This is a genomic window from Hydrogenobacter subterraneus (assembly GCF_055390195.1).
In genome coordinates this window covers 583,171-604,419 of the sequence record NZ_AP042473.1, presented here as the reverse complement: position 1 = coordinate 604,419, position 21,249 = coordinate 583,171, and the positions used below count along the sequence as shown (strand labels likewise).

Annotated in this window: 22 protein-coding genes; 16 read left to right on the top strand and 6 right to left on the bottom strand. The window is 43.2% G+C overall.

Going from position 1 to position 21,249, the window contains the following annotated elements:
- Nucleotides 1-23 precede the first annotated feature (23 nt).
- Both ACZ5GB_RS03415 and hfq read left to right on the top strand, forming a co-directional pair.
- A complete protein-coding gene (locus tag ACZ5GB_RS03415; protein ID WP_464327580.1) occupies nucleotides 24-1,013 on the top strand; it encodes an ADP-ribosylglycohydrolase family protein in 990 nt (329 codons plus the stop codon).
- A gap of 3 nt (nucleotides 1,014-1,016) precedes the next feature.
- Complete coding sequence (gene hfq / locus ACZ5GB_RS03410) at nucleotides 1,017-1,259, top strand: RNA chaperone Hfq (RefSeq protein ID WP_464327579.1); 243 nt, start codon at nucleotides 1,017-1,019, stop codon at nucleotides 1,257-1,259.
- 11 nt (nucleotides 1,260-1,270) lie between these two features.
- Here hfq and ACZ5GB_RS03405 read toward each other — a convergent pair whose 3' ends face one another.
- From ACZ5GB_RS03405 to ACZ5GB_RS03390, 4 genes are all read right to left on the bottom strand, one after another.
- Nucleotides 1,271-1,603 carry a (2Fe-2S) ferredoxin domain-containing protein gene (locus ACZ5GB_RS03405; RefSeq protein WP_464327578.1) on the bottom strand — a complete coding sequence of 111 codons (333 nt, stop codon included), beginning with the start codon at nucleotides 1,601-1,603 and terminating at the stop codon, nucleotides 1,271-1,273.
- Between the two features lie 110 nt (nucleotides 1,604-1,713).
- Nucleotides 1,714-3,012, bottom strand: coding sequence for an OmpP1/FadL family transporter (locus ACZ5GB_RS03400; RefSeq protein ID WP_464327577.1), 1,299 nt, complete (start codon nucleotides 3,010-3,012; stop codon nucleotides 1,714-1,716).
- A 115-nt stretch (nucleotides 3,013-3,127) separates the two neighbouring features.
- Nucleotides 3,128-3,862, bottom strand: a complete 735-nt coding sequence (locus ACZ5GB_RS03395; RefSeq protein WP_464327576.1) for a 6-carboxyhexanoate--CoA ligase — start codon at nucleotides 3,860-3,862, stop codon at nucleotides 3,128-3,130.
- 2 nt (nucleotides 3,863-3,864) lie between these two features.
- Nucleotides 3,865-4,620: a glycosyltransferase family 2 protein gene (locus ACZ5GB_RS03390; RefSeq protein WP_464327575.1), complete on the bottom strand. Its 756-nt coding sequence runs from the start codon at nucleotides 4,618-4,620 to the stop codon at nucleotides 3,865-3,867.
- Nucleotides 4,621-4,741: 121 nt separating this feature from the next.
- On the opposite strand from ACZ5GB_RS03390, the gene ACZ5GB_RS03385 reads away from it, so the two are divergent.
- Nucleotides 4,742-6,193 (top strand): glycogen synthase, encoded by a 1,452-nt coding sequence (locus ACZ5GB_RS03385; RefSeq protein ID WP_464327574.1) that lies wholly within the window; start codon nucleotides 4,742-4,744, stop codon nucleotides 6,191-6,193.
- Nucleotides 6,183-6,662 (top strand): D-glycero-beta-D-manno-heptose 1-phosphate adenylyltransferase, encoded by a 480-nt coding sequence (gene rfaE2, locus ACZ5GB_RS03380; protein ID WP_464327573.1) that lies wholly within the window; start codon nucleotides 6,183-6,185, stop codon nucleotides 6,660-6,662. Before ACZ5GB_RS03385 ends, rfaE2 begins: the two co-directional genes overlap by 11 nt.
- Here the strand turns inward: rfaE2 and ACZ5GB_RS03375 are convergent.
- The gene (locus tag ACZ5GB_RS03375; RefSeq protein WP_464327572.1) at nucleotides 6,641-7,219 is read right to left on the bottom strand and encodes a hypothetical protein; all 579 of its coding nucleotides are present in this window, start codon (nucleotides 7,217-7,219) and stop codon (nucleotides 6,641-6,643) included. The two genes, rfaE2 and ACZ5GB_RS03375, sit on opposite strands and share 22 nt — an antisense overlap.
- Nucleotides 7,220-7,291: 72 nt before the next feature.
- Between ACZ5GB_RS03375 and ACZ5GB_RS03370 the strand changes: the two genes are divergently transcribed.
- From ACZ5GB_RS03370 to ACZ5GB_RS03315, 12 genes are all read left to right on the top strand, one after another.
- Nucleotides 7,292-8,047, top strand: a complete 756-nt coding sequence (locus ACZ5GB_RS03370; protein WP_464327571.1) for a cell division protein FtsQ/DivIB — start codon at nucleotides 7,292-7,294, stop codon at nucleotides 8,045-8,047.
- Complete coding sequence (gene ftsA / locus ACZ5GB_RS03365) at nucleotides 8,010-9,260, top strand: cell division protein FtsA (protein WP_464327570.1); 1,251 nt, start codon at nucleotides 8,010-8,012, stop codon at nucleotides 9,258-9,260. The genes ACZ5GB_RS03370 and ftsA overlap by 38 nt, the downstream gene beginning before the upstream one ends.
- A gap of 13 nt (nucleotides 9,261-9,273) precedes the next feature.
- Nucleotides 9,274-10,359 (top strand): cell division protein FtsZ, encoded by a 1,086-nt coding sequence (ftsZ, locus tag ACZ5GB_RS03360; protein WP_464327569.1) that lies wholly within the window; start codon nucleotides 9,274-9,276, stop codon nucleotides 10,357-10,359.
- A gap of 1 nt (nucleotide 10,360) precedes the next feature.
- The gene (locus ACZ5GB_RS03355) at nucleotides 10,361-10,633 is read left to right on the top strand and encodes a hypothetical protein (protein ID WP_464327568.1); all 273 of its coding nucleotides are present in this window, start codon (nucleotides 10,361-10,363) and stop codon (nucleotides 10,631-10,633) included.
- A gap of 41 nt (nucleotides 10,634-10,674) precedes the next feature.
- Nucleotides 10,675-11,859, top strand: a complete 1,185-nt coding sequence (locus tag ACZ5GB_RS03350) for a TolC family protein (RefSeq protein WP_464327567.1) — start codon at nucleotides 10,675-10,677, stop codon at nucleotides 11,857-11,859.
- The gene (locus ACZ5GB_RS03345) at nucleotides 11,856-13,238 is read left to right on the top strand and encodes an efflux RND transporter periplasmic adaptor subunit (RefSeq protein WP_464327566.1); all 1,383 of its coding nucleotides are present in this window, start codon (nucleotides 11,856-11,858) and stop codon (nucleotides 13,236-13,238) included. The genes ACZ5GB_RS03350 and ACZ5GB_RS03345 overlap by 4 nt, the downstream gene beginning before the upstream one ends.
- A 15-nt stretch (nucleotides 13,239-13,253) precedes the next feature.
- Nucleotides 13,254-13,562, top strand: a complete 309-nt coding sequence (locus ACZ5GB_RS03340; protein ID WP_464327565.1) for a hypothetical protein — start codon at nucleotides 13,254-13,256, stop codon at nucleotides 13,560-13,562.
- A gap of 11 nt (nucleotides 13,563-13,573) precedes the next feature.
- Complete coding sequence (locus ACZ5GB_RS03335; protein WP_464327564.1) at nucleotides 13,574-13,810, top strand: hypothetical protein; 237 nt, start codon at nucleotides 13,574-13,576, stop codon at nucleotides 13,808-13,810.
- Nucleotides 13,807-14,202: a DUF411 domain-containing protein gene (locus tag ACZ5GB_RS03330; RefSeq protein ID WP_464327563.1), complete on the top strand. Its 396-nt coding sequence runs from the start codon at nucleotides 13,807-13,809 to the stop codon at nucleotides 14,200-14,202. The genes ACZ5GB_RS03335 and ACZ5GB_RS03330 overlap by 4 nt, the downstream gene beginning before the upstream one ends.
- Nucleotides 14,199-14,654: a nitrous oxide reductase accessory protein NosL gene (locus ACZ5GB_RS03325; protein WP_464327562.1), complete on the top strand. Its 456-nt coding sequence runs from the start codon at nucleotides 14,199-14,201 to the stop codon at nucleotides 14,652-14,654. Before ACZ5GB_RS03330 ends, ACZ5GB_RS03325 begins: the two co-directional genes overlap by 4 nt.
- A gap of 129 nt (nucleotides 14,655-14,783) precedes the next feature.
- Entirely contained in the window at nucleotides 14,784-16,787 is a 2,004-nt protein-coding gene (locus tag ACZ5GB_RS03320) for a heavy metal translocating P-type ATPase (protein ID WP_464327561.1), read from the top strand.
- Nucleotides 16,784-19,831 carry an efflux RND transporter permease subunit gene (locus tag ACZ5GB_RS03315; RefSeq protein ID WP_464327560.1) on the top strand — a complete coding sequence of 1,016 codons (3,048 nt, stop codon included), beginning with the start codon at nucleotides 16,784-16,786 and terminating at the stop codon, nucleotides 19,829-19,831. Before ACZ5GB_RS03320 ends, ACZ5GB_RS03315 begins: the two co-directional genes overlap by 4 nt.
- Here ACZ5GB_RS03315 and ACZ5GB_RS03310 read toward each other — a convergent pair.
- Nucleotides 19,812-21,242 (bottom strand): aldehyde dehydrogenase family protein, encoded by a 1,431-nt coding sequence (locus ACZ5GB_RS03310; RefSeq protein ID WP_464327559.1) that lies wholly within the window; start codon nucleotides 21,240-21,242, stop codon nucleotides 19,812-19,814. The genes ACZ5GB_RS03315 and ACZ5GB_RS03310 overlap by 20 nt on opposite strands.
- Nucleotides 21,243-21,249: the final 7 nt, after the last annotated feature.

Genomic DNA, 21,249 nt, shown 5'->3' with positions numbered 1-21,249 from the left:
CTAAGGTATAATTTTAAAAAACTATGGATATAGTCCTTGAAAAGTTTAAAGGAACTCTTTTGGGTGGCGCTCTTGGAGATGCCATTGGTAAAAGCCTTGAAGATGTGCCTTTTGAGGAGGTGATAAGCTTTTACGGTGGGGCTGTAAGGGGCTTTGTGGAGCCTCATCCTCACAGTCCATCGGTAGGCTTGGAGCCAGAACAAACTACGGATGAAACCACTATAAGCATACTGCTTGCCGAAAGCATAGTGGAGAAAAAGAGCATTGACCCTTATCATTTCTTTACAAAACTAAAAGAATGGGCAGGAAAAGAAGAAAGCCACCGATACCCGGACCCAACCCTTATAACGGCCATAGACCTTATATCCTCCGGCGTGGGCCTTGATGATGCAGGCCTCCTATCTTCTTCCGTGGAGGGTGTGCTTCGTTGCACCATCACAGGCCTTTTCCACTACTATAATCCCTACCTCTCTGCGGAGGCTGGAAGGCTTGTAAGCCTTATAACTCACAGAAGTAAAGAGATTTACGATGCAAGCGCCATAGTTTCTGCCCTTATTTCCTTTTTGGTCCTTGAGAGCTTTGACTTGAGAGATTTGAGGGATAGACTGGCACTCATTGAAAGCCTAAAGACCTTTATAAAGCATGATAAAAACAAGGTTTATCTTGATAAGGTGGCAAAGCTTTTGGATTCTGGTGCAGATGAAGAAGAAGCCATAAGGGAAATAGGAAACTCCACCTTTGTCTTTGAAGCCCTACCTTTGTCAATTTTCCTCTTTTTAAGGTATATAGAGGAGCCTCTTGAGGCCTTTTGGAGAGGTGTTAATGCCTGCGGTATGGTGGGTGGAGACACAGACGCTATAGGATACCTTCTGGGGTCCTTTGTGGGTGCCTATGGTGGCCTATGGGTTTTCCCTTTAGAACTTCTTGAAAATTTGGAAAATTCCCAGTATTATATTTCTTTAGCAGAAAAACTTTACCAGACAACTATGGAATTTTTGGAAAGGAGGAGCTAAAAGATGGCATACAAGTTGCAGGAAGCCTTTTTGAACACAGCAAGGAAAAGAAGGGTAAAGGTAACTATTTATCTTATCAACGGTGTTAGGCTTCAGGGAAGGATAAGGTCTTTTGACCTATACACAATTCTTATGGAGGATGGCCGTCAGCAAACCCTTGTTTATAAGCATGCTATAACCACCATAATACCCGCAGAAAGGATGGAAATAGAGTTTGAAGAAGAAGGAGTGCCAGGGGCTGTATAGCCCCCAACCTTTTAAAACATACCCGGTGGCTTCCCTTTTGAGACCACAAGCCTTTCTACTGGCTTTCCACCCTTGAGGTGGCTTTGCACTATCTCCTCCACATCGGAGGGTTTTACATTGCCATACCAAACGGCATCTGGGTAGACCACTATGGTGGGACCCAACCCACAGGGACCAAGACAGCCCGTTGGTGTTATAGCAGTACTCATAAAAAGCTCTGGGTCCATCTGGACCTTTTCCATAAAGGCTTGGTATAGCTCTCTGCTTCCCTTTTCTGCACAGGAACCCATGGGATGGCCCGGAGGCCTTTGATTAACACATATAAAGACATGCCTAAACTCCATTGATTACCTCCTAAGAAGTTTTGAGAGTATTCTACCAGAAGACTTTTAGATTTTGTATGAGGCTTATCACCTTTTAAGGAGGGGAGGAAGAGCCTCCCCGAGGAGTTTTTTTAGAACTTCCAGTTAAGGCCTATGGATATGGCGTTTTGAGCGTTGGAGGCTTCTATTTGACAACCACCAGGAGGTGCTGGACAAACCAGAGGATTAGTATTTGCGTTTGTAGCCTTTACAGTCTTCTTAAAGGCATGCTTGTAAGCCACATCCACACTAAAGGTCTTTGTAAATTCATAGCCCAAACCAAGGGTTATGTGCTGTTCTGTTATAGCTGGAAAGCCTATAAGGTTGAAGTAGGCTATGTTAAAGTCACTAAAGGGTGCTGTAAGGTTGGGAATGCTTTTGTTGAGCGTTGTATCCTTTGCTCCACCCCTTATAGGAGACTTTCCGTAGTTATAACCAGCCCTTAGGGCGAGCTTGGGTATTGGCTTGTACTCACCACCTATGGCAATTACCCATTGGTCCTTCCACTGAAACTCCTTATAACCCTTTGCATTCTTCCAGTTTATCCACCTTATATCCATACCCACCTTTAGGTTATCCATGGGCTTTACACCCAAACCAAAGGCAAGCTCTTGAGGCTGGGTGAGCTTTAGGTCCTCAAAGACTCTATCGCCGTTGGAATCAAAAACTCTCTTATAGGTCATAGAAATTGGGCTTTGATAGGTAAGACCTGCATATACAAAGTCTCCCATATTATAAGCTACACCAAGCTGGAAGCCCAAGCCATAGGTTTGGGATTGACCGCCGCCTAAATTTCTAACAACGGTACATGAAGGCGGGTTAAGGCACATAACTGCTCCCATATCCAAAGAGCCATAAGCCAAATCTAAGGCACCGGCTATAGAAAAGGCATCGTTAATCTTATAAGAAAGTGCCGGGATTACTCTCATAAACTGGAAGCTTGTATGCATATCATTAAAAGGATAGGCAAAGCCAAACCTACTCTTAGTACCTAAAGGATCCTGGTTCCTATAATCCACACCCATACCAGAAACACCAAAAGCTCCTATACCAAAGGTCAATTGATTGTTTATCTGATGAACTATACCCACTTCAGGCACCACAAAAAAGTCTGCTTTGCTTTTTCCAGAAACTGGTCCCATGCCAAGATCTGCTCTTGCCTTCACCTCAGGCATAAAGAGTATTCCACCAAAGCTCAAGTTAAAGCCTTTGTAGTAGCTCATCCATGCAGGGTTTCTAAAGATGCTGTCGGTGGGTCCTACGGGCATACCTACACCTATGCCACCCATACCCCTTGAGGCTGGAGAAACACCTATAAGGTTGTCTCCGTTGGTGGCAAAGGAAAGTCCTGCAAGTGCAAAAAGGGCTGTTCCAGCCAACACCTTTCTCATCTTTTTACCTCCCTTACAAAATTTCCTCCCTGTAATCATAAAAACAAAAATCTTTAAATGCAATTCAAAGAGTTTATAGTTAATTAAGCTTGCATTATATAAGGATTTAAGAATATCATAATTCTTCTATTAGGACTACTCTCTTTTCAAGACATTCTACCAAGTTTTCAAAATCCTCTCTTTTGACAAAATAAACCCTTCCACCTATGGGGACTCCCTCCTCTTTCATTGGTTTTATCCTTACATAGCCTACGGTTTTCCCAGCCACATAGCCCGTTGTATAATCTGGGTCATCACTCCAGCATAATTCCGCCGCAACTCCGCAGTGTATATTCTTTGTAGCCAAAGCCAAGGCATCCAAAAGCCTCTCAAGGTAGAACCTTTTTATTCCTCTTTCTTTCAAAAGCCTTTTTATAAACCTTCTGTCTTTCCAATCAAAGCGCACCGTCCTTACGCCCCTCTCTTGGTCTGGCTCAAGCCTCTCACCAGATTCCATATCCATAAGCACCGCACCCCTCATATTGCCACCCTTTGGATTAGGACCCTTCTTTAAAAGCTCCAAGCCCTTTAGGGCTACTTCTTCCTTTACTCCCTCCTTCATAAGCATGTTTATGGCAAACCTGTGAGCCTCCTCTACGCTTTTAAAGTCATAGCTATAAATAGGCAAGGCCTTTGGTATATACTCAATTTCTTTGACGTCTTCAATGGTTATAACCATCCTATCATAAAGCTTAGGCCTTCTTAAAAACTCTTTTATAGTTTTTTCAACCTCATTAGCCTTTATTATCCTTTCTGCCCCCGATACATGCCTTCCCTCAAGCTCCGCTCTCATCCTAAGGCTATATAGCATTTCTACCAAATCCTCCCTTTTTTGTCTTTGAGTTCCAACTCATAAAGGAATTTATACTTCAAAAACACATATATGGCACCAGACATGGCAACTAAAAAGCCTCTCAAGCCATCCAAAAAGCCAAGCTTTAGAAAATAGATTTTAAAGAAGTACCATAAAGGATTGAATATAAGGTTGTAAAGCCTAAACCTTTTGCCCTCTTCTTTCATCCTATCGGCCATTATCTTAGCATATCTAATAGTTTTCAGATACTGGTCTTCCAAGCTTTTATAAGAATAGTGATGTATATCGCCCTTTAGCTTCCCCGCCTTGCCTTCAAAGATGACCCTTTCGTGAAGCTCCCCTTCAAACCTAACCTTACCCTTTTTAAAGAGCCTTACCCTCCATTCGGGATACCAAGCATGGTTCAAAAAATCGCCAAGGTAAAAGGTTTTCCTACATAGCTTATAAACCTCATAACTCGGGTTTTTTAGCTCTTTTCTTATGCTTTCCCTTAGCTCACTTGAAACCTCCTCATCCGCATCCAGCACAAGGACCCAATCCTTGGAACACAAACCAATGCCGTAGTTTAGCTGTTTGTCATAGCCTTCCCATTCTTTAAAAAATACTTTGGCGCCTAAGTTTTTTGCTATCTCTACCGTCCTATCCGTTGAACCAGAGTCAAGCACTACAATTTCATCAGCCAAAGGTAGCACGCTCCTTATGGCCCTTCCTATATTTCTTTCCTCGTTTTTTGTGCGGATTAGAACGGACAGCATATAGGCTTATAATTATAAACATTTGTGAGGCATGCCACCACTGTTTTTTGCTAAAAATAAATGAGACAAACAAGGATGAGTTTATAGCCCGGTGTATGCATTATAATTTTAAGGGGGAAATATGAAAATAGTAATGGTGGCTTCCGAAAGCTCGGCCTACATAAAGGCTGGGGGACTTGGGGACGTCATACATTCTCTTGCAAAAGCTCTTATAAAGCTTGGCCATAGCCTTTATGTAATAATGCCAAAATACTCAAAAATAAAGGCAAGCCTTAAGGGAGTAGGGCAAGGTAAGGTCTTTTTTGATGGCAATTGGCAGGAGTTTAGCATCTACGAGGATATAAAGGACCATGTGAGGTATTACTTTATTGACTTTCCAAAATACTATCAGAGAGAACACATATACGCCACACCAAAGGGAGAGTATGAAGATAACCCTTTAAGGTTTGGCTTTTTATCTTTGGCAAGCCTTGAAGTTATAAAAAGCCTTGGCATTGAGCCGAGTTTGATCCATATACACGACTGGCACACTGGCCTTTTGCCTCTATACAAAAAGCTCTATTACCCAGAGTTTGAACGCACACCCACCGTTTTTACCATACATAACGCCATGCATCAAGGCATTTATGATCCTCATTTTATCCCCATGCTAAACCTACCTTGGGAAGTATTTCACCCTTACCAAGGCATAGAGTTTTATGGCAAGATAAACTTTCTCAAAGCTGGTATAGCCTTTTGCGATATTTTAACCACCGTTAGCCCCTCTTATGCCGAAGAATTAAGGCACTATGCCTATGGCCTTGAGGGCCTTATAAGAGAAAAGAAATACTTTTTTGGGATTTTAAACGGCATAGATTACGACATCTGGAATCCGGAGACGGATAAGCTTATAAAGCATAACTATACAGCAAAAAACTTCTCCAAAGGAAAATGGATAAACAAAAAACATTTAAAAGACATTTTTGGCCTCAAAACCAGAGATGAAAAACCCCTTGTTGGCATGGTCTCAAGGCTAACATCTCAAAAAGGACTGGATATAGTTCAAGGTATTGTATGCGAAGCTGTAAGAGAAGGCTTTGACTTTGTCTTTCTTGGTTCTGGTGAAGAAAGATATCAAGAAATGCTTATAGAATTCATGAAAAAGCATCCAGAAAGTGTAAGAGTTAGGATAGAATATAACGAAGAGCTTGCCCATAAAATCTTTGCTGGTGCGGATATGTTTTTGATGCCCTCTCTTTTTGAACCCTGCGGCCTTTCCCAGATGATAGCCATGAGGTATGGAACGGTTCCCATTGTAAGGGCAACTGGTGGTTTAAAGGATACAGTGCTGGATTTTGTAAAAGATCCACATGAGGGTAATGGCTTCTCTTTTGAAGAGTATTCTAGGAAGGACCTTATGCATGCTTTACTTAAGGCAAGGGTTTTTTACGATATGTATATATGCGACCATTCAAAGGATTGGGCAGAGATAATAAAGAGATGTATGAAAAGAGATTTTTCTTGGGAAAGAAGCGCAAGGGAGTATGAAAGAATATACTCCACCGCTATAATGTTAAAAAGCTATGGTTCTTAGTCTTGAGGAATTGCTAAAGGCAATTGAACCTTTGAGAGAAGATAAAAGAATAGTTTTTACTAACGGATGCTTTGACATTCTGCATGCTGGACACGCCTACTATCTTAAAAAGGCAAAGGAATTGGGGGATATTCTTGTTGTAGGCTTGAACTCTGATGAATCTATAAGGAGGATAAAAGGGCCTCAAAGGCCCATAGTGCCACAAGAAATGAGAGCCTATCTTCTTGATAATCTAAAGCCAGTGGATTATGTGGTTATCTTTGATGAAGACACGCCAGAAAGGCTTATAAAAGCCATAAGGCCCCATGTGCTTGTAAAGGGTGCAGACTGGGAGATAAAAAATATTGTAGGAGCAGATTTTGTATTGTCTTATGGTGGCAAAGTGGAAAGGGTTGAATTCAAGTTCGACATTTCCACTTCTGACATAATCAAAAGGATACTTGAAAACTATAGAGAGGTAGAAAGGTGAGAATCTATTGCTGTGTCAAGTTCCAAAAGGTATTTTTGATTTATTTTTAATCGTTCAAGTTTTATCAGTTTATCTTCTTCTGCTATAATTTTAGCAATTTTTATAAGCTTTTTATCAAAAATATCTTCTTTGTAAAGACCTAAACGTTTTAAAGATTCCAATTTGAACTTTATAAGTAAAACTGCACGGTTTTTGGGATTTAGTCTAAGATAATTTATAAGCATGTTAAAAAGCTCTGGGTCATATTGGACAAACCACCTTTCTACAAAGCTTACCAAGGAATTCATCCACAAGTAGGCAGAATAATCCCTAAAACATAGATAAGAAAAAAAATCTACTTCAATTATGTCTTTTAAAAATAAAACATCTCCGGATTGATTATAAACAGCATATAAAAGATTAAAAGGCTCCATATAACCCAAAAAGCCCCTTTCCGGAAGAAGTCCTTCTGATACAAATAGCTTTACAAGACCGTAAGGACTATAAGCCTTTACCATAAGGTCGCAATCACCCGCCCTAAACCTTCTTAGGATTAAAAACCTTCCTTTTGCGGACATAGCTCTATGATTATAGTGCCTTTCAAAAACACTACCACTTTTTTCAAAAAGAATTATGTTATTATTTTAACCATGAAAGAAGGGAGACGGGGAAAGTGGCTTTCACACTTTCTATTGGCATTATGGTTCTCTTCCATGGCTTTAGCTGGTTTTTTTCTACCGTATTTTACCGATAACATTTCTTTCTTTAAGATAAAGGCGCTCCACATAGATGGGCTTGAAAGCATACCGCCACAGGTGATAGTTGAAGAAGTCAAAAAATTAAAAAATAATTGGCTTTTTATAAACAAAAATATATTAATGAGTAATATAAACAAAAATACAGGCAACGCCGTAAAGGATATTGAAATCACAAGAATATTTAGCAAAAATGGTGTAGAACTAAAATTAAGTGTAAAAGAAAGGAAGCCTGTATTTTCCGTTATAAACAATGAAGTAAAGATATTTTTTGATGAAGATGGTGTAATGTTTCAATCACCCTATATAAATTACCACACTCCAACAATTTATACTTACAGCGTAGAATTGATTAATAAAAATTTTGCAATAATGAAAGATTTAATAAAGTTATTAGATAGCAATGGCACATTAACCGATGTATATGCAACCGAGCTTAGCACCATAGCCTACTTCAAAGGTGGAACAAAACTAATACTTCCACCCCTTTTCCTCATAGATGGTGGCCTTTTAAAGCATGTGGCTAAACTACTCAAAGATTATAATATTGATATGTACAAAGAAATAGAAATTAGCAAAGAAGGCTTAGTAATAATAAGAGGTGGAAAGGGAAATGAAGCTAATAACATCCTTGGACATAGGCACCAGTAAGGTGGTAGCTTTAGTAGGTGAGGTGGATAGCTATGGTGATTTACATGTAATAGGCATAGGAGAATCACCCTCAAAAGGTATTGATAAAGGTTATGTTACACGTTTAGACCTTGCGGTAAATTCTGTTTTAACAGCTATTAAAGAAGCTCAAGAGATGGCCGGTTCAAAAATATCAAACGTAGTGCTTGGTATTTCTGGCCCAACTCTAAAAAGTCAAAATGAAAAAGATACTATAAGCATATCTTCACAACCTATAGAGATAGATTACACCCATATAGAAAGGCTCATAGAAAGAGCTATAATGCGTTCAAAAGAGGAAGGTTATGAGGTGCTTGACGCCATACCAAGAAAGTTCATACTTGACGACCAAGAAGGTGTTATAGACCCTGTGGGCCTTTTGGGGTCTAGAATTTCTGCCGAAGTTCATGTGGTAAAGATCGGTTCCAGCATCCTTAAAAATACAGAAAAAGTTGTTCTTAATGCAGGAATGGAGGTATTGGGGAAGTTTTTATCACCCCTTGCCTCTGCAGAAGCGGTGCTTACACCCGAGGAAAAAGAAGAAGGCGTACTTATGATAGACATGGGTGCTGGGCTTACAGACTTCGTGGTATTTTTGGAAGGTTCCATACTTGTAACTGGATGTCTTCCTATAGGCGGATCAAATATTACAAAGGATATAGCCCACTTTATGAAGATAAACGTAGAACAAGCGGAAAGAATTAAAATAGAGAATGGCTTTGCTTATGCTGATTTGGTTAATGAGGCGGAAAGGGTTAAAATAAAGCCAAGGGGCGAAGAAAAAGAGGTTAGTATGAGCAGAAAACAATTGGCTGAAGTTATACAGATAAGATTAGAAGAGATTATGGAAAAGCTTAGCGATTATCTAAACCAACAAGGAGTAAATCTTGACTCTCTGCATGCTGGTATAGTTATAACAGGTGGCTCTGCTAAGTTGGCGGGCATGAGAGAATTCTTAGAAAGGTATTTTGACCTCCCTGTAAGAATAGGTTATCCTATGGGTGTTATAGGCCTCAAAGAAAAGGTGCAAGACCCTGCTTATGCTACTTCTGTGGGGCTAATAAAACTTGCTCATAAAAGCTTTATCTTTGACAAGCGTGATGTTTTTTCAAAAGGGCATGAAAAGGAAAAAAAGAACTCTACGTTTAAAAATTTTGTGGATAGGCTTATGTCCTTTTTTAGGGATATAATCTAAAAGGAGGCGTAAGATGGATATTTTGAACCCTACAAGGATAAAAGTTTTTGGAGTTGGGGGTGGTGGTTCCAATGCGGTAAACAGGATGTACCTTGAAGGTATAGAAGGTGTGGAGCTTTTTGCCATAAATACAGACGTTCAACACCTTGCTTCTCTGGCAGTACCCAATAAGATACAGATAGGTGAGAAGGTTACAAAGGGACTTGGGGCTGGTGCAAAGCCTGAGATCGGAGAGCAGGCGGCTCTTGAGGATGTGGATAAGATAAGGGAAATTCTTAGAAACACAGATATGCTCTTTATAGCCTGTGGGCTTGGTGGAGGAACTGGCACAGGCGCAGCTCCTGTAATAGCAGAAACAGCCAAGGATATGGGCATACTTACGGTGGCTGTGGTAACAAAGCCCTTTAACTTTGAAGGGCCAAAGAGGATGCACGTAGCCAACGAAGGGCTTGAGAAGCTAAAGGATGTTGTAGATACTTACATAGTGGTTAACAATCAAAAACTGGTAGAAATTGCGGACAAAAACTTTAGCATAAAGGATGCCTTTAAGATGGTGGATGATGTGCTTGCCAAGGCGGTGATGGGTATAACCAGCATAGTGGTGACTCCAGCCCTTATAAACGTGGATTTTGCGGATGTTAAGACTGTTATGGAGAAGGGTGGCCTTGCCCTCATAGGTATGGGTGAAGGTAGGGGCGATGGTAGAAGGGATTATGCGGTAGAACAGGCCATAAGCAGTCCTCTCCTTGAAGGCAACAGCATACAAGGTGCAAGGAGACTCTTGGTAACACTATGGGTGAGCGAGGACGTGCCTTTCAGAGAAGTGGAAGAGACCATAGGAAGGATAAGGGAAGTGGCCCACGAGGATGCCCTTATCATATTTGGTGCCATGCTGGAAAGTGATAAAGAAAACTTTATGAGGGTGGCCGTTGTGGCCACAGATTTTGAAAACGCCCAAAGCCTTAGCCAGTTAAAAGTTGTAAAAAAGCCGGAGTTTAAAGAACCTATAAAGAAAGCTGTGCCAGAAAGCACAATAGAGCCAGTCCAACCAGAGATTGAAGAGATACCAGCCTACTTAAGAAGAAAGAAAAAAATATAACATGCAAAGGATAGAAGTTGGTAGCAATAAGGCGCTCGCTTTTATACTGGGTTTAGCCTATGGCTATAAGAATGCAGAGATAGAGCTTAAAGTATTTTCTATGGAAGATTTTTCCGAAGATAAACACAAAGATGACAAAATCTACTACATAAACAGAAGAGAGGGTAGAGTTTATGAGGGCTTGAGGGAGGATGTGAGCCATATATGTGTTCTGAAAGAGGATAAAATTAACGGTAAAGTTAGGATATTTATATATAAAAAGCGTGTGAAATAAAATCCTTGATTTATCTTGTTTTTATTCCTATACTTTAATCCATGGTGTTTTTACTCATATTGAATTTGTTTTTCTTTTCTCTATCAAAGGCTGGTGAGCTTGAAAGCCTAATAGACTATGCCCTCAAAAACTCACCAAGGTTGAAAGTTTATCAAAGTATGATAGAATCCACAAAGCATAGGGAAACGTACTCAAAAAGCTTACCAAATCCATCACTATCCGTTGGACTCAACAACTTACCCCTCAACAGACCTTATCCAAATAAGTATGAGCCTATGAGTAACCTTTCCATAGGCATAAGCCAGATGTATATGCTTCCAATAAAGAGGGAAAGGGAGGCTTTGATGGCTTTAAAAGAAAGGCTTGCACTGTTGGAAGAGGAAGAGTTGCTTAAAAGGGAGCTTATAAAGGATATAAAACTTAGCTACTTAGAATGGCTTTACACTTTTAAAAGGGAAGATGTTTTAAATAGGATAAAAAGGGAGATAGATACCCTATACAAACTGGCTGAAGAGAACTATAAGTATGGAAAGACCAACCTTTCTGACCTTCTTTTCTTAAAAGGGGAACAGATAAAAGTGGAAAGTGAGCTTGAAAAGGTAAAATTGGAGAGGGAGAGTAAAAAGGAAGAATTGGACTACCTTGTGGGTAAAAGATTTGAGCTAAAAGGGGAAGAGGTGTACTTCAAAAGAGAAGAATTTCCAGAAGTGAACTTGGATGAAAGCCTATACATAAAAAGGCTAAAGGCTCAAAGGGAAAAGCTGGTAGCGGAAGTGGAAAGAAGAAAGGTAGACCACTTGCCAGACATTGAGCTGATGGCAGAATACATGATAAGGCCCTCTATGGAGAACATGTTTAGTTTGAGGGCAGGCATAAGCCTTCCCATATGGAAAGGCAAAAGGGAAGACCTTCTTGTATTGGAGAAGCTTGAGGAGGTCAAGGCAAAGGACTGGGAGATTGAAAGCACAAGGCTTGAGCTAAAAAGGACATTAAACAGCCTTAGGATTGAATACAGCAGGCTTAAAGAGGTGCTAAGTTTGCTGGAAAAGGCTATTGAAGAGAAGAAGAATGAGATAAAAGCCTTAGAGCTTGCCTACAGGTATCAAAGGGCGGACCTAAGGGACCTTCTTAGGCTACACAGAGAGCTTTGGGAGCTGGAGATGAACAAGCTTGATGTGGAGCTTTCCCTTCAAAAGGTATGGCCAAGGCTGGAGGTACTGTTATGAAGAAGTTGCTATTCCTTTTGGTTGGTTTGCTTCTACTGCTCCTTATTGCTGGCGGAGTGTTCTACTTTATGAAAAGGCCTAAGGCAAGCCAGGTGCCACAAGGCTATGAGAAAACTCTTTCCTTATCTCAGGAGGGGATAGAGGTTGAAGTCTATTCTAAGGGTAAAAGGCTGGATGTGGGCAAAAACATCCTTTACATACTCATAAAGCCACCAAAGGACCTACGAGAACTCTACTTTTACATGCCACCTATGCCGGGCATGGGTGAGATGAGGGAGGATGCAACCATAAAGAAGGTGTCTCCTGGGCTTTATGAACTTCAGCTAAACATAAGCATGGCTGGCTCTTGGCAGATGGTGGCAGTGATTGACCAAAAGGTTATAAAAAAGGACCTTTCCATACCTTTTACTGGTGAAGAAAAAATGCCAGCTCAAGAGAAAAGGGAGGGTGTTATAAGCGTGGATGTAAACAAGCTTCAGCTTATAGGCATTCAAACACAGGAGGTTAAAAAAGAAGACCTAATGGAAAGCTTCTCCACTGTGGGTTATGTTTCTTATGACCTTTCAAGGGTTTATGAGATAACTCTTAGAAGCGACGCATGGGTCTTGGATAGCTTTGGAAGGTTTGAGGGCGAGCTTATAAATAAAGGAACACCTTTGATGAGGGTTTTGAACCCGGATGTAGATATTGCAAAGGAAGAACTAAGGCTTGCAGAAGAGTTAAAGAGGGAGGACCTAAAGAGGGCTGTTTTGCAAAAGCTCTCTTATTTGAAGGCTGGGGGTGTTATCTCTTCTCCCTACGGTGGCGTGATAGTGGAGAGGAAGGTTTATGAAGGAAGTTTTTTAAAGGCTGGTGATGTAGCTTATAGGATAGCGGATATTTCCAGGGTTTGGGTTATAGCGGAGGTACCTCAGGAGTATGCGGGAAGCGTAAGAAAAGGTATGCGGGTGCTTGTAAGCCCTGTGGGGCAGGAAGAGTCCTATGAAGGAATTGTGGATTACATCTTTCCCGAGGCCGACAAGATGGCAAGGACCATAAAGGTTAGGATAAGCCTTCCTAATAAAAGTGCCAAGCTGAAGATAAACCAGATGGTAGATGTTTCTTTTGAAAGGCCATTGGGCAACGTGCTTGCCGTTCCAGAGGATGCGGTGGTGGATACGGGAAAGAGGAAAGTGGTCTTTGTAGAAAGAGAGCCTGGTGTTTATGAGCCAAGGAATGTAAAGCTTGGAAGAAAAGCCCAAGGCTACTATCAGGTGCTTGAAGGTCTAAGAGAGGGCGAAAGGGTTGTGGTAAGGGGAGCCTTCTTGCTTGATTCTGAGGCACAGCTAAAGGGCCTATACGGTGAGGAGGTAAAGGGCCATGAGCATCACCATCATTGAAAGGAGGTATGTACCATGAAAAAGCTTTTAGCCTTAGCCGTATTTTTAGTTTCTTCCTTTGCCTACGCTCAGCATGAACATGATGCACAAAGCACGCAGGCTCCCATGATGATGCCCATGATGATGATGGGGGACCCAGAGATGCAAAAGATGATGATGGAACACATGCAAAGGTGCAGGGAACAGATGATGCACATGCTTATGGAAAATCCAAAGTTTATGCACAACATGATGAGCATGATGCTCAAGCATAGGGAGACTATGAAGAAGGTCTTGGAGGCAAATCCTCAGATGAAGGAACAGATGAAGGAAATGCTAAAGTGAGAGGTAAAGCCATGATGGGCATGACTATAGTAATGGTTGCAGTACTACTAAACATTGGCTTTTTTGGCGTGTCTGGTGGCATGATGCACATGCATATGCATGATACCAAGACCCATGAGGAGTCTGGAAAAGGTGGCCACAAGGAGAGTAAACCTAAGGACGATTCACATGAGCACGAAAAAGAAAAGAAGGATAAATCAAAGGACGCTCAACACAAGCACGAAGAAAAGAAAGAGGAGTCAAAATGAAAGCAGCTATCTTGCTTTTGCTATTGCCTCTCTTCGTAATGGCCGAAGAGCTTTTGGCCTATTATAGCCCGAGCTGTGGATGTTGCACCTCTTACTTCTCCAAGCTAGAAAAGGAAGGCTTTAAGGTCAAAAGGGTTGAGGTAAACCCTGACAAGCTTATGGAAATAAAAAGCCAACTTGGTATTTCACCACAGCTAAGGTCATGCCATACCATGCTTTACAAGAACAAGTTCATAGAGGGGCATGTGCCCCCAGAGGGCATAAGAAGGCTTTCAAAGGACAAAAGTCTTCTTGGTGTGGCCTCTCCCCATGGTATTAAAAGCGCAAGGGGAGGCTATGAAAAAAGCTTTTTCCTCGTTTACAAAGATAAGATCAAGGAGGTAAGACCATGAGAAGGTTCTATCTTTTCTTGCTTTTCTTTTTCTTTGCCTTTTCCTTTAGCTTCTCTCAGCCCAAGGAGCCACCCAAGGGCGAGAGATGTGTGGTGTGTGGAATGGATGTAAACATGGACCCAAAGCTGACTTCACAGGTAAAGCTAAAGGATGGGTCCTACAAGTATGCAGAATCTCCAAAGCACATACTCAAGTACTACCATGAGAACAAGGACAAGGTGGCCGAGCTCTGGGTAAAGGACTACAAAAGCGGCAAGTGGATAGATGGTAAAAAGGCCTTTTATGTGGCTATAAAGGAGGGCCCTATGGGTAATGACCTTGTGGCTTTCAAAAGTAAGCTGGATGCTCAAAAGTTTGCCCAAAGCCCTCAGGCCGCAAAGAACAAGGTATATCAGTTTACAGAGATAGACAAGACCTTTTTGGAACACTTAGAGATGGGTCATGTTCACTGAGGGAGGTGAAAGATGATGTGGGATATGCATGGAATGGGTTGGGGCATGGGGCTACTTTATCTCCTTGTTATTCTCTTTTTAGTGCTTGGGATAATAGCCTTTGCAAAGTACATAATCAAGGGATAACCCATGCACCACCACGCCCATCACGAACACGAGCACAAGCATACTACCGCCACAAGCCATGAGATGCACCTTTTCGAGATAAGGAAGAAGGCTATAGTATGCACCCTTTTGAGTGTGCCTGTGGTCCTTCTTTCTCCCGCCTTTCAAGAGCTTTTGGGCTTTAGCCTTCCAGAATTTTATGGCAGAGACCTTATAATCCTTGTCCTTTCAAGCCTTGTCTTTTTGTATGGAGGATCTTTCTTCATAAAGGGTTCTTTGGAAGAGCTAAAGATCCTAAAGCCTGGTATGATGAGCCTTGTCTCTGTGGCCATAAGCGTGGGCTTTGCTTACAGCTTTTATGCTCATTTTAGCGGTGGTATGGACTTCTTCTGGGAGCTTTCTACGCTCGTTGTGGTTATGCTTTGGGGACACTTTATAGAGATGAAGTCCGTGCTTGGGGCTTCAAGGGCCCTTGAGGAGCTTGCCAAGCTTATTCCAAAGAAGGCAAGGCTTGTAAAGGGTGATGAGCTTGTGGAGGTGGATACGGCCAAGTTAAGGGTGGGTGATGTGGTGCTTGTAAAGGTTGGGGAAAAGGTGCCAGCCGACGGCACAGTAATTGAGGGGAATGCCCATGTGGATGAGTCCTTGCTGACGGGAGAATCCATACCTGTCTTTAAAAAAGAAGGAGACAAAGTGATAGCTGGCTCCATAAGCCTGGATGGAGTGATAAAGGTAAGGGTTGAGAGGACGGGAGAGGCTTCTTATCTGAGTCAGGTGATGAGGATAGTAAAGGAGGCTCAAGAGTCAAAGACCAGGCTTCAAAACCTGGCAGACAGGGTAGCCTTTTACCTTACCATAATAGCCATACTTGTGGGCCTTGGCACCTTCTTCATTTGGGTTTACTTCTCCAAGGATGTGGGCTTTGCAATGGAGAGGGCTGTATCTGTGGTGGTTATAACCTGCCCCCATGCCCTTGGCCTGGCCATCCCTTTGGTGATAGCCATATCCACTTCCTACGCTTCTTCCAAGGGCATCCTTGTCAGAGATAGGCTTTCTTTGGAGCTTTTGAGGAAGGTGTATGTTGTGCTCTTTGACAAGACGGGCACGCTAACGGAGGGCAAGTTTGGCCTAAGGGACGTATACGTAAAGGACATGGATGAAGAAGAGTTTTTAAAGCTGGTTGCCAGCATAGAAATAAACTCAGAGCACATCATAGGAAGGGCCATAGTCCAGTATGCAAAGACTAAGGGAATTGACCTTGAACCTGTAGAGGAATTTAAGGTATATCCTGGCAAGGGTGTGCTGGGGAAAGTGAGAGGTATGAGTGTTGCGGTGGGAACGGAAGGTTTTCTAAAGGAACTTGGAATGGCTATGGATGAGGATATTGTAAAGAAAGCACAAAAGCTTTCAAAGCAGGGGAAGACTGTAATATGGGTGGGGATAGAGGGCAGGCTTAGGGGAATTTTGGCCCTCTCCGACAGCATAAGGAAGGAGTCTTATGAGGCCATAAAAAGCATAAAGGCCATGAGAAAGAAGGTGATGATGATAACTGGAGATTCGGAGGAGGTGGCAGGGTGGGTTTCAAGGGAGCTTGGCATTGATGAGTACTTTTCAAGGGTTTTGCCACACCAAAAGTCCGAAAAGGTAAAGGAGCTTCAAGGGAAGGGCCTTAAGGTTGCCATGGTTGGAGATGGTATAAATGATGCGCCCGCTTTGATGCAGGCGGATGTGGGCATAGCCATAGGTAGTGGGACGGATGTGGCCATTGAGAGTGCAGGGATAATCTTGGTAAAGAACGACCCAAGGGATGTGGTAAGGGCCATAAGGCTCTCCAGCCTCACCTACAGTAAGATGGTTCAAAACCTCTTTTGGGCTACAGCCTATAACTTCTTTGCCATACCTTTGGCAGCTGGTGTTTTTTATAAATGGGGACTGCTTTTGCCCCTGCCCCTTTCTGCCCTTCTTATGAGTATGAGCACCCTTGTGGTTTCCATAAACGCCTTGCTTATGAGGAGGCACCTGCAATGAAGAAGTTTTCTGAAATACTCTTGAACAACCGGTTTATAGTGATAACCCTCTCTGTCTTCTTACTTCTTTATGGCCTCTATTCCTTGAAAAAGACACCCATAGATGCCCTGCCAGACCTTACAGACACGCAGGTGATCATATACTCCGAGTGGATAGGACAGGCACCCCAGGTTATAGAGAACCAGCTCACCTATCCTTTGGTCTCCAACATGCTTGGCCTGCCAAGGGTGAAGGTGGTAAGGGGCTATTCTATGCCCAACTACTCCCTTGTATACATCATCTTTGAAGATGGCACAGACCTATACTGGGCAAGGTCAAGGGTATTGGAAAAACTCTCCTATATAAGCTCACAGCTCCCATCACAGGCAAAGGTTAGCTTAGGCCCGGATGCCACAGGCGTTGGCTGGGTCTATCAGTATGTGCTCTATTCAGAAAAGAGAAGCTTGGATGAGCTTTGGAAGATCCAAAACTTTTATTTAAAGTATGCCCTGCTTTCCGTTCCCAATGTGGCAGAATTGGCTTCTGTAGGAGGCTTTGAAAAGGAATACAGAGTGGTCCTTTACCCCGAGCATATGATGCATTACGGCCTATCCCTTGAGGATGTGATAAGGGCTATAAGAGGGAGCAATATGGAGGTGGGTGGAAAGTATGTGGAGGTAAACGGAAGGGAGTTTATAGTAAGGGTTAGGGGCTATGTGAGGGAGAAGGAGGGTATAGAAAAGGCTGTCATAAAGGAGGTTAACGGCGTTCCTATAAGAGTTGGGGACATAGGCAAAGTGATTGAGACGCCAGCCTTTAGGATGGGTACTGCGGACTTTAATGGCCTTGGGAACACGGTTGGTGGAATAGTGGTGATGCGCTTTGGTGCGGATGCCTACAAGACCATAAAGGAGGTAAAGGAGAAGCTGGAGGAGGTTAAAAAGGGACTGCCGGAGGATGTAAAGATCATACCGGTTTATGACAGGTCGGACCTCATAGAGAGGTCCATAGACCACCTTAAAAGGGTGCTTTTGGAGGAATCTGTAGTTGTCATCATAGTCATAGCCCTATTTTTGCTTAGCCTCACTTTAAGCTTTGCAGTCCTTATATTCCTTCTTCTTTCCATACTTGGAACCTTCATAATCATGAACCACACAGGCATAAACTCCAATATCATGTCCTTGGGTGGCATAGCCATAGCCATAGGCACCATGGTGGACGCCGCCATAGTTCTGGTGGAGACCTTCACAAGAAAGAGGGAGGAGGGGAAGGACCTAAGGACGGCCATTGTAGAATCCACCGCCGAGGTGGGAAAGCCCATATTCTTTGCCCTTTTGGTGGTGGCCGTTTCCTTTGTGCCTATGCTGGCTCTTAAGGCTCAAGCTGGAAGGCTCTTTGGTCCCTTGGTGCTTACAAAAACCTTAGCCATGCTTGTAGCATCCTTGCTATCTGTAGTCCTAATTCCTATCCTTCTGCTCTACTTTGGGAAAGGAAAAGTGCTAAAGGAGGAGAAAAACCCCCTTGTAAGATTGCTTATAAAGGCATACACTCCCCTCTTTCATATTGCTGTAAGGCTAAGATACCTCATGCTTGTCTTGGCTATTTTGGCCATTCCTGCCTCTTATATTCTTTTCAAAAACGTAGGAAGGGAGTTTATGCCCGACCTAAGGGAGGGAACACTCCTTTACATGCCTACCACAGCCCCCGGCATATCCATCCAAGAGGCCCAAAGGCTTTTGACCATACAAGACAAAATAATAAAGAGCTTTCCAGAGGTGGATACGGTCTTTGGAAAGGCTGGAAGGGCAAACACGGCCACAGACCCAGCACCCCTTTCTATGATAGAAACGGTTATAACCCTAAAGCCAGAAGACCAGTGGAGGGAGGGAATGACCTATGAAAAGCTAATATCGGATCTGGATAAGGCCTTACAGTTTCCCGGAGTTATAAACAGCTGGACCATGCCCATAAAGGGCAGGATAGATATGATAACCACTGGAGTGAGAACGCCATTGGGTATAAAGGTTTTTGGAGACAATCTTGAAGAGGTAGTAAGGCTTGCGCAGGAGATAGAGAAGGCCCTTTATGGTATGGAAGGGGTTATGAGCGTGTATGCAGAGAGGACAACGGGAGCCACCTACTTTGAGGTAGTGCCAGACAGGGAAAAACTAAGGCTTTATGGCTTGAGCCTTGAGGATATAACTGGCACCTTTGAAAGGCTCTTTTCCAACGAGCCCGTATCCCTTTATATATCCGGAAGGGAAAGGTATGGCATAACACTGGGAGTGCCAAGGGATTACAGGCAGGACTTGGAAAATATGATGCTTCCTCTTGGAGAAAAGCTTGTGCCCCTAAAGGCTGTGGCAGAAGTGAAAAGAGTAGAAAGCCCTATGGAGGTAAAGTCTGAGAATGGCCTTCTTGTGGCCTATGTTTATATAACGCCAAGGCCAGAGGCAAGCATGGACAAGATAGTGGAGGAGGGAACAGGAAGGATAGAGGAAAGGGTCAAGTTTCCACAGGGCTACTTTTACACCTGGACAGGCCAGTTTGAATACTGGAAAAAGGCTGTAGAGGACCTAAAGGTCATAGTGCCCATGGTGCTTGCCACCATAGTGGTGTTGGTCTACCTCAGCTTGGGAAGGGTCTTTGAGACCTTTTTGGTCCTCTTTACCTTGCCCTCTTCCCTCTTGGGAGGCCTTTTGCTTATGTACCTTATGGACTTTAGGCTCTCCATCGCATCCATAGCGGGCTTTTTGGCCCTTTTGGGCATAGCTGCAGAGATGAGCATAGTTATGGTGGTATATATAATGCATGCCTTGGAAAGGGAAAAGGACAAGGAATTTTATGAAGCCCTGTATAGCGGTGCGGTAAAGAGGATAAGGCCAAAGGCCATGACCATGCTAACTATAGTGGCAAGCCTTGTGCCAGCAGTTTTGCTAAAAGGCACTGGAAGTGAGGTGATCTCAAGGATAGCCTTGCCCATGCTTGGCGGTATAGTATCTTCTTTCCTTACTGCCCTCTTTTTAATACCGGCCCTTTACAGCCTTAGGTCAGGTCAAAGATAACCATCTTTATCTCCGTATAGTCTTCTACCGCAAAGCGTGGCCCTTCCCTTCCTATGCCAGAGTATTTAACACCACCGTAGGGCATATGGTCCGCTCTAAAGTTGGGACCTTCGTTTATTAGAACCCCACCAGCCTTTACCTTCCTTATGAACTCCCAAGCCACGTTAATATCCCTCGTAAATACACCCACCTGAAGGCCATATTCGGAGTCGTTGACCATCCTTATGGCCTCCTCCACATCCCTGTAAGGGTTTACCACCACCACAGGGGCAAAGGCCTCTTCCCTAAAGAGTCTAACATTGGTAGGCACAAGGGAGACTATGGTGGGAGAAAGCACAGAGGAAACCTTATCTCCACAGGATACACCACCGGTTATGAGCCTTGCACCCTCTTGCAAAGCCTCATCTATCCACTCTTGAACCCTTTGAACTTCTGATAAGGCTATCATAGGACCAACATCTGTTTCCTCTTGCATAGGATCACCCACCTTTAGCCTGCTTACAGCCTCTTCAAGCTCCTTTAAGTACTCTTCAAAGAGGTCCTCATGAACAAAGACCCTTTGCACCGATATGCAAACCTGCCCAGCTATGGCATAGCCTCCCAGCACGGTCTTCTGCACCGCTTTTTTTAGGTCCCCATCCTTGTGTAGCACTATGGCCGAATTGGAACCAAGCTCCAGCACAACTTTTTTAATGCCTGCCTGCCTTGTGATGATCTCGCCTATTTTTCTGCTTCCAGTAAAAGATACCACCCTAACGTCGGGATGCGTTGTCATAGCCTTTCCCACATCACCATAGCCTGGGAGTATGCTAAGGGCCTTGGGAGGAAGGCCGGCTTCTAACAGCACCTCACCAAGCATAAGAGGTGTCAGAGGTGTTCTCTCAGAAGGCTTTAAAATCACCGCATTACCACAAGCAAGAGCCGGGGCCACCTTATGCATAGAAAGGTTCAAAGGGAAGTTAAAGGGTGTTATGGCGGAGACTATGCCCACAGGCTCGCGCATGTAAAAGCCCACCTTACCTTTTCCGTTGGGGTGGGCATCTATGGGAATGACCTCACCACCTATTCTTTTTGCCTCCTCCGCAGAAAAGATCAAGGTTTGTATGGCCCTTTGGACCTCTGTGCGTGCCTCTCTTATGGTTTTTCCCACCTCAAGCACAAGGGTCTTGGCAAACTCCTCTGCCCTTGCGCTAAGTATTTGGCTTGCCTTCATGAGTATTTGATACCTTTCGTAGGGAGTAAGGGAAGATATCTCTTCAAAGCCCTCCTTTGCCAGCTCTATTGCCTTGTACACATCTTGTTCATCCGCCTTTGATACTTCTGCTACCTTTTCTCCTGTGTATGGATATACAACAGGAAGCCTTTCTTCCTTTGAGACCCACTGTCCACCTAATAAAAGCTCTGTCCTCATAGGTTAT

Excerpts from the sequence above, each read along its gene's own strand:
- ACZ5GB_RS03415 (WP_464327580.1), top strand. The coding sequence starts at position 24 with ATGGATATAGTCCTTGAAAAGTTTAAAGGAACTCTTTTGGGTGGCGCT.
- hfq (WP_464327579.1), top strand. The coding sequence starts at position 1,017 with ATGGCATACAAGTTGCAGGAAGCCTTTTTGAACACAGCAAGGAAAAGA.
- ACZ5GB_RS03405 (WP_464327578.1), bottom strand. The coding sequence starts at position 1,603 with ATGGAGTTTAGGCATGTCTTTATATGTGTTAATCAAAGGCCTCCGGGC.
- ACZ5GB_RS03400 (WP_464327577.1), bottom strand. The coding sequence starts at position 3,012 with ATGAGAAAGGTGTTGGCTGGAACAGCCCTTTTTGCACTTGCAGGACTT.
- ACZ5GB_RS03395 (WP_464327576.1), bottom strand. The coding sequence starts at position 3,862 with ATGCTATATAGCCTTAGGATGAGAGCGGAGCTTGAGGGAAGGCATGTA.
- ACZ5GB_RS03390 (WP_464327575.1), bottom strand. The coding sequence starts at position 4,620 with ATGCTGTCCGTTCTAATCCGCACAAAAAACGAGGAAAGAAATATAGGA.
- ACZ5GB_RS03385 (WP_464327574.1), top strand. The coding sequence starts at position 4,742 with ATGAAAATAGTAATGGTGGCTTCCGAAAGCTCGGCCTACATAAAGGCT.
- rfaE2 (WP_464327573.1), top strand. The coding sequence starts at position 6,183 with ATGGTTCTTAGTCTTGAGGAATTGCTAAAGGCAATTGAACCTTTGAGA.
- ACZ5GB_RS03375 (WP_464327572.1), bottom strand. The coding sequence starts at position 7,219 with ATGTCCGCAAAAGGAAGGTTTTTAATCCTAAGAAGGTTTAGGGCGGGT.
- ACZ5GB_RS03370 (WP_464327571.1), top strand. The coding sequence starts at position 7,292 with ATGAAAGAAGGGAGACGGGGAAAGTGGCTTTCACACTTTCTATTGGCA.
- ftsA (WP_464327570.1), top strand. The coding sequence starts at position 8,010 with ATGAAGCTAATAACATCCTTGGACATAGGCACCAGTAAGGTGGTAGCT.
- ftsZ (WP_464327569.1), top strand. The coding sequence starts at position 9,274 with ATGGATATTTTGAACCCTACAAGGATAAAAGTTTTTGGAGTTGGGGGT.
- ACZ5GB_RS03355 (WP_464327568.1), top strand. The coding sequence starts at position 10,361 with ATGCAAAGGATAGAAGTTGGTAGCAATAAGGCGCTCGCTTTTATACTG.
- ACZ5GB_RS03350 (WP_464327567.1), top strand. The coding sequence starts at position 10,675 with ATGGTGTTTTTACTCATATTGAATTTGTTTTTCTTTTCTCTATCAAAG.
- ACZ5GB_RS03345 (WP_464327566.1), top strand. The coding sequence starts at position 11,856 with ATGAAGAAGTTGCTATTCCTTTTGGTTGGTTTGCTTCTACTGCTCCTT.
- ACZ5GB_RS03340 (WP_464327565.1), top strand. The coding sequence starts at position 13,254 with ATGAAAAAGCTTTTAGCCTTAGCCGTATTTTTAGTTTCTTCCTTTGCC.
- ACZ5GB_RS03335 (WP_464327564.1), top strand. The coding sequence starts at position 13,574 with ATGATGGGCATGACTATAGTAATGGTTGCAGTACTACTAAACATTGGC.
- ACZ5GB_RS03330 (WP_464327563.1), top strand. The coding sequence starts at position 13,807 with ATGAAAGCAGCTATCTTGCTTTTGCTATTGCCTCTCTTCGTAATGGCC.
- ACZ5GB_RS03325 (WP_464327562.1), top strand. The coding sequence starts at position 14,199 with ATGAGAAGGTTCTATCTTTTCTTGCTTTTCTTTTTCTTTGCCTTTTCC.
- ACZ5GB_RS03320 (WP_464327561.1), top strand. The coding sequence starts at position 14,784 with ATGCACCACCACGCCCATCACGAACACGAGCACAAGCATACTACCGCC.
- ACZ5GB_RS03315 (WP_464327560.1), top strand. The coding sequence starts at position 16,784 with ATGAAGAAGTTTTCTGAAATACTCTTGAACAACCGGTTTATAGTGATA.
- ACZ5GB_RS03310 (WP_464327559.1), bottom strand. The coding sequence starts at position 21,242 with ATGAGGACAGAGCTTTTATTAGGTGGACAGTGGGTCTCAAAGGAAGAA.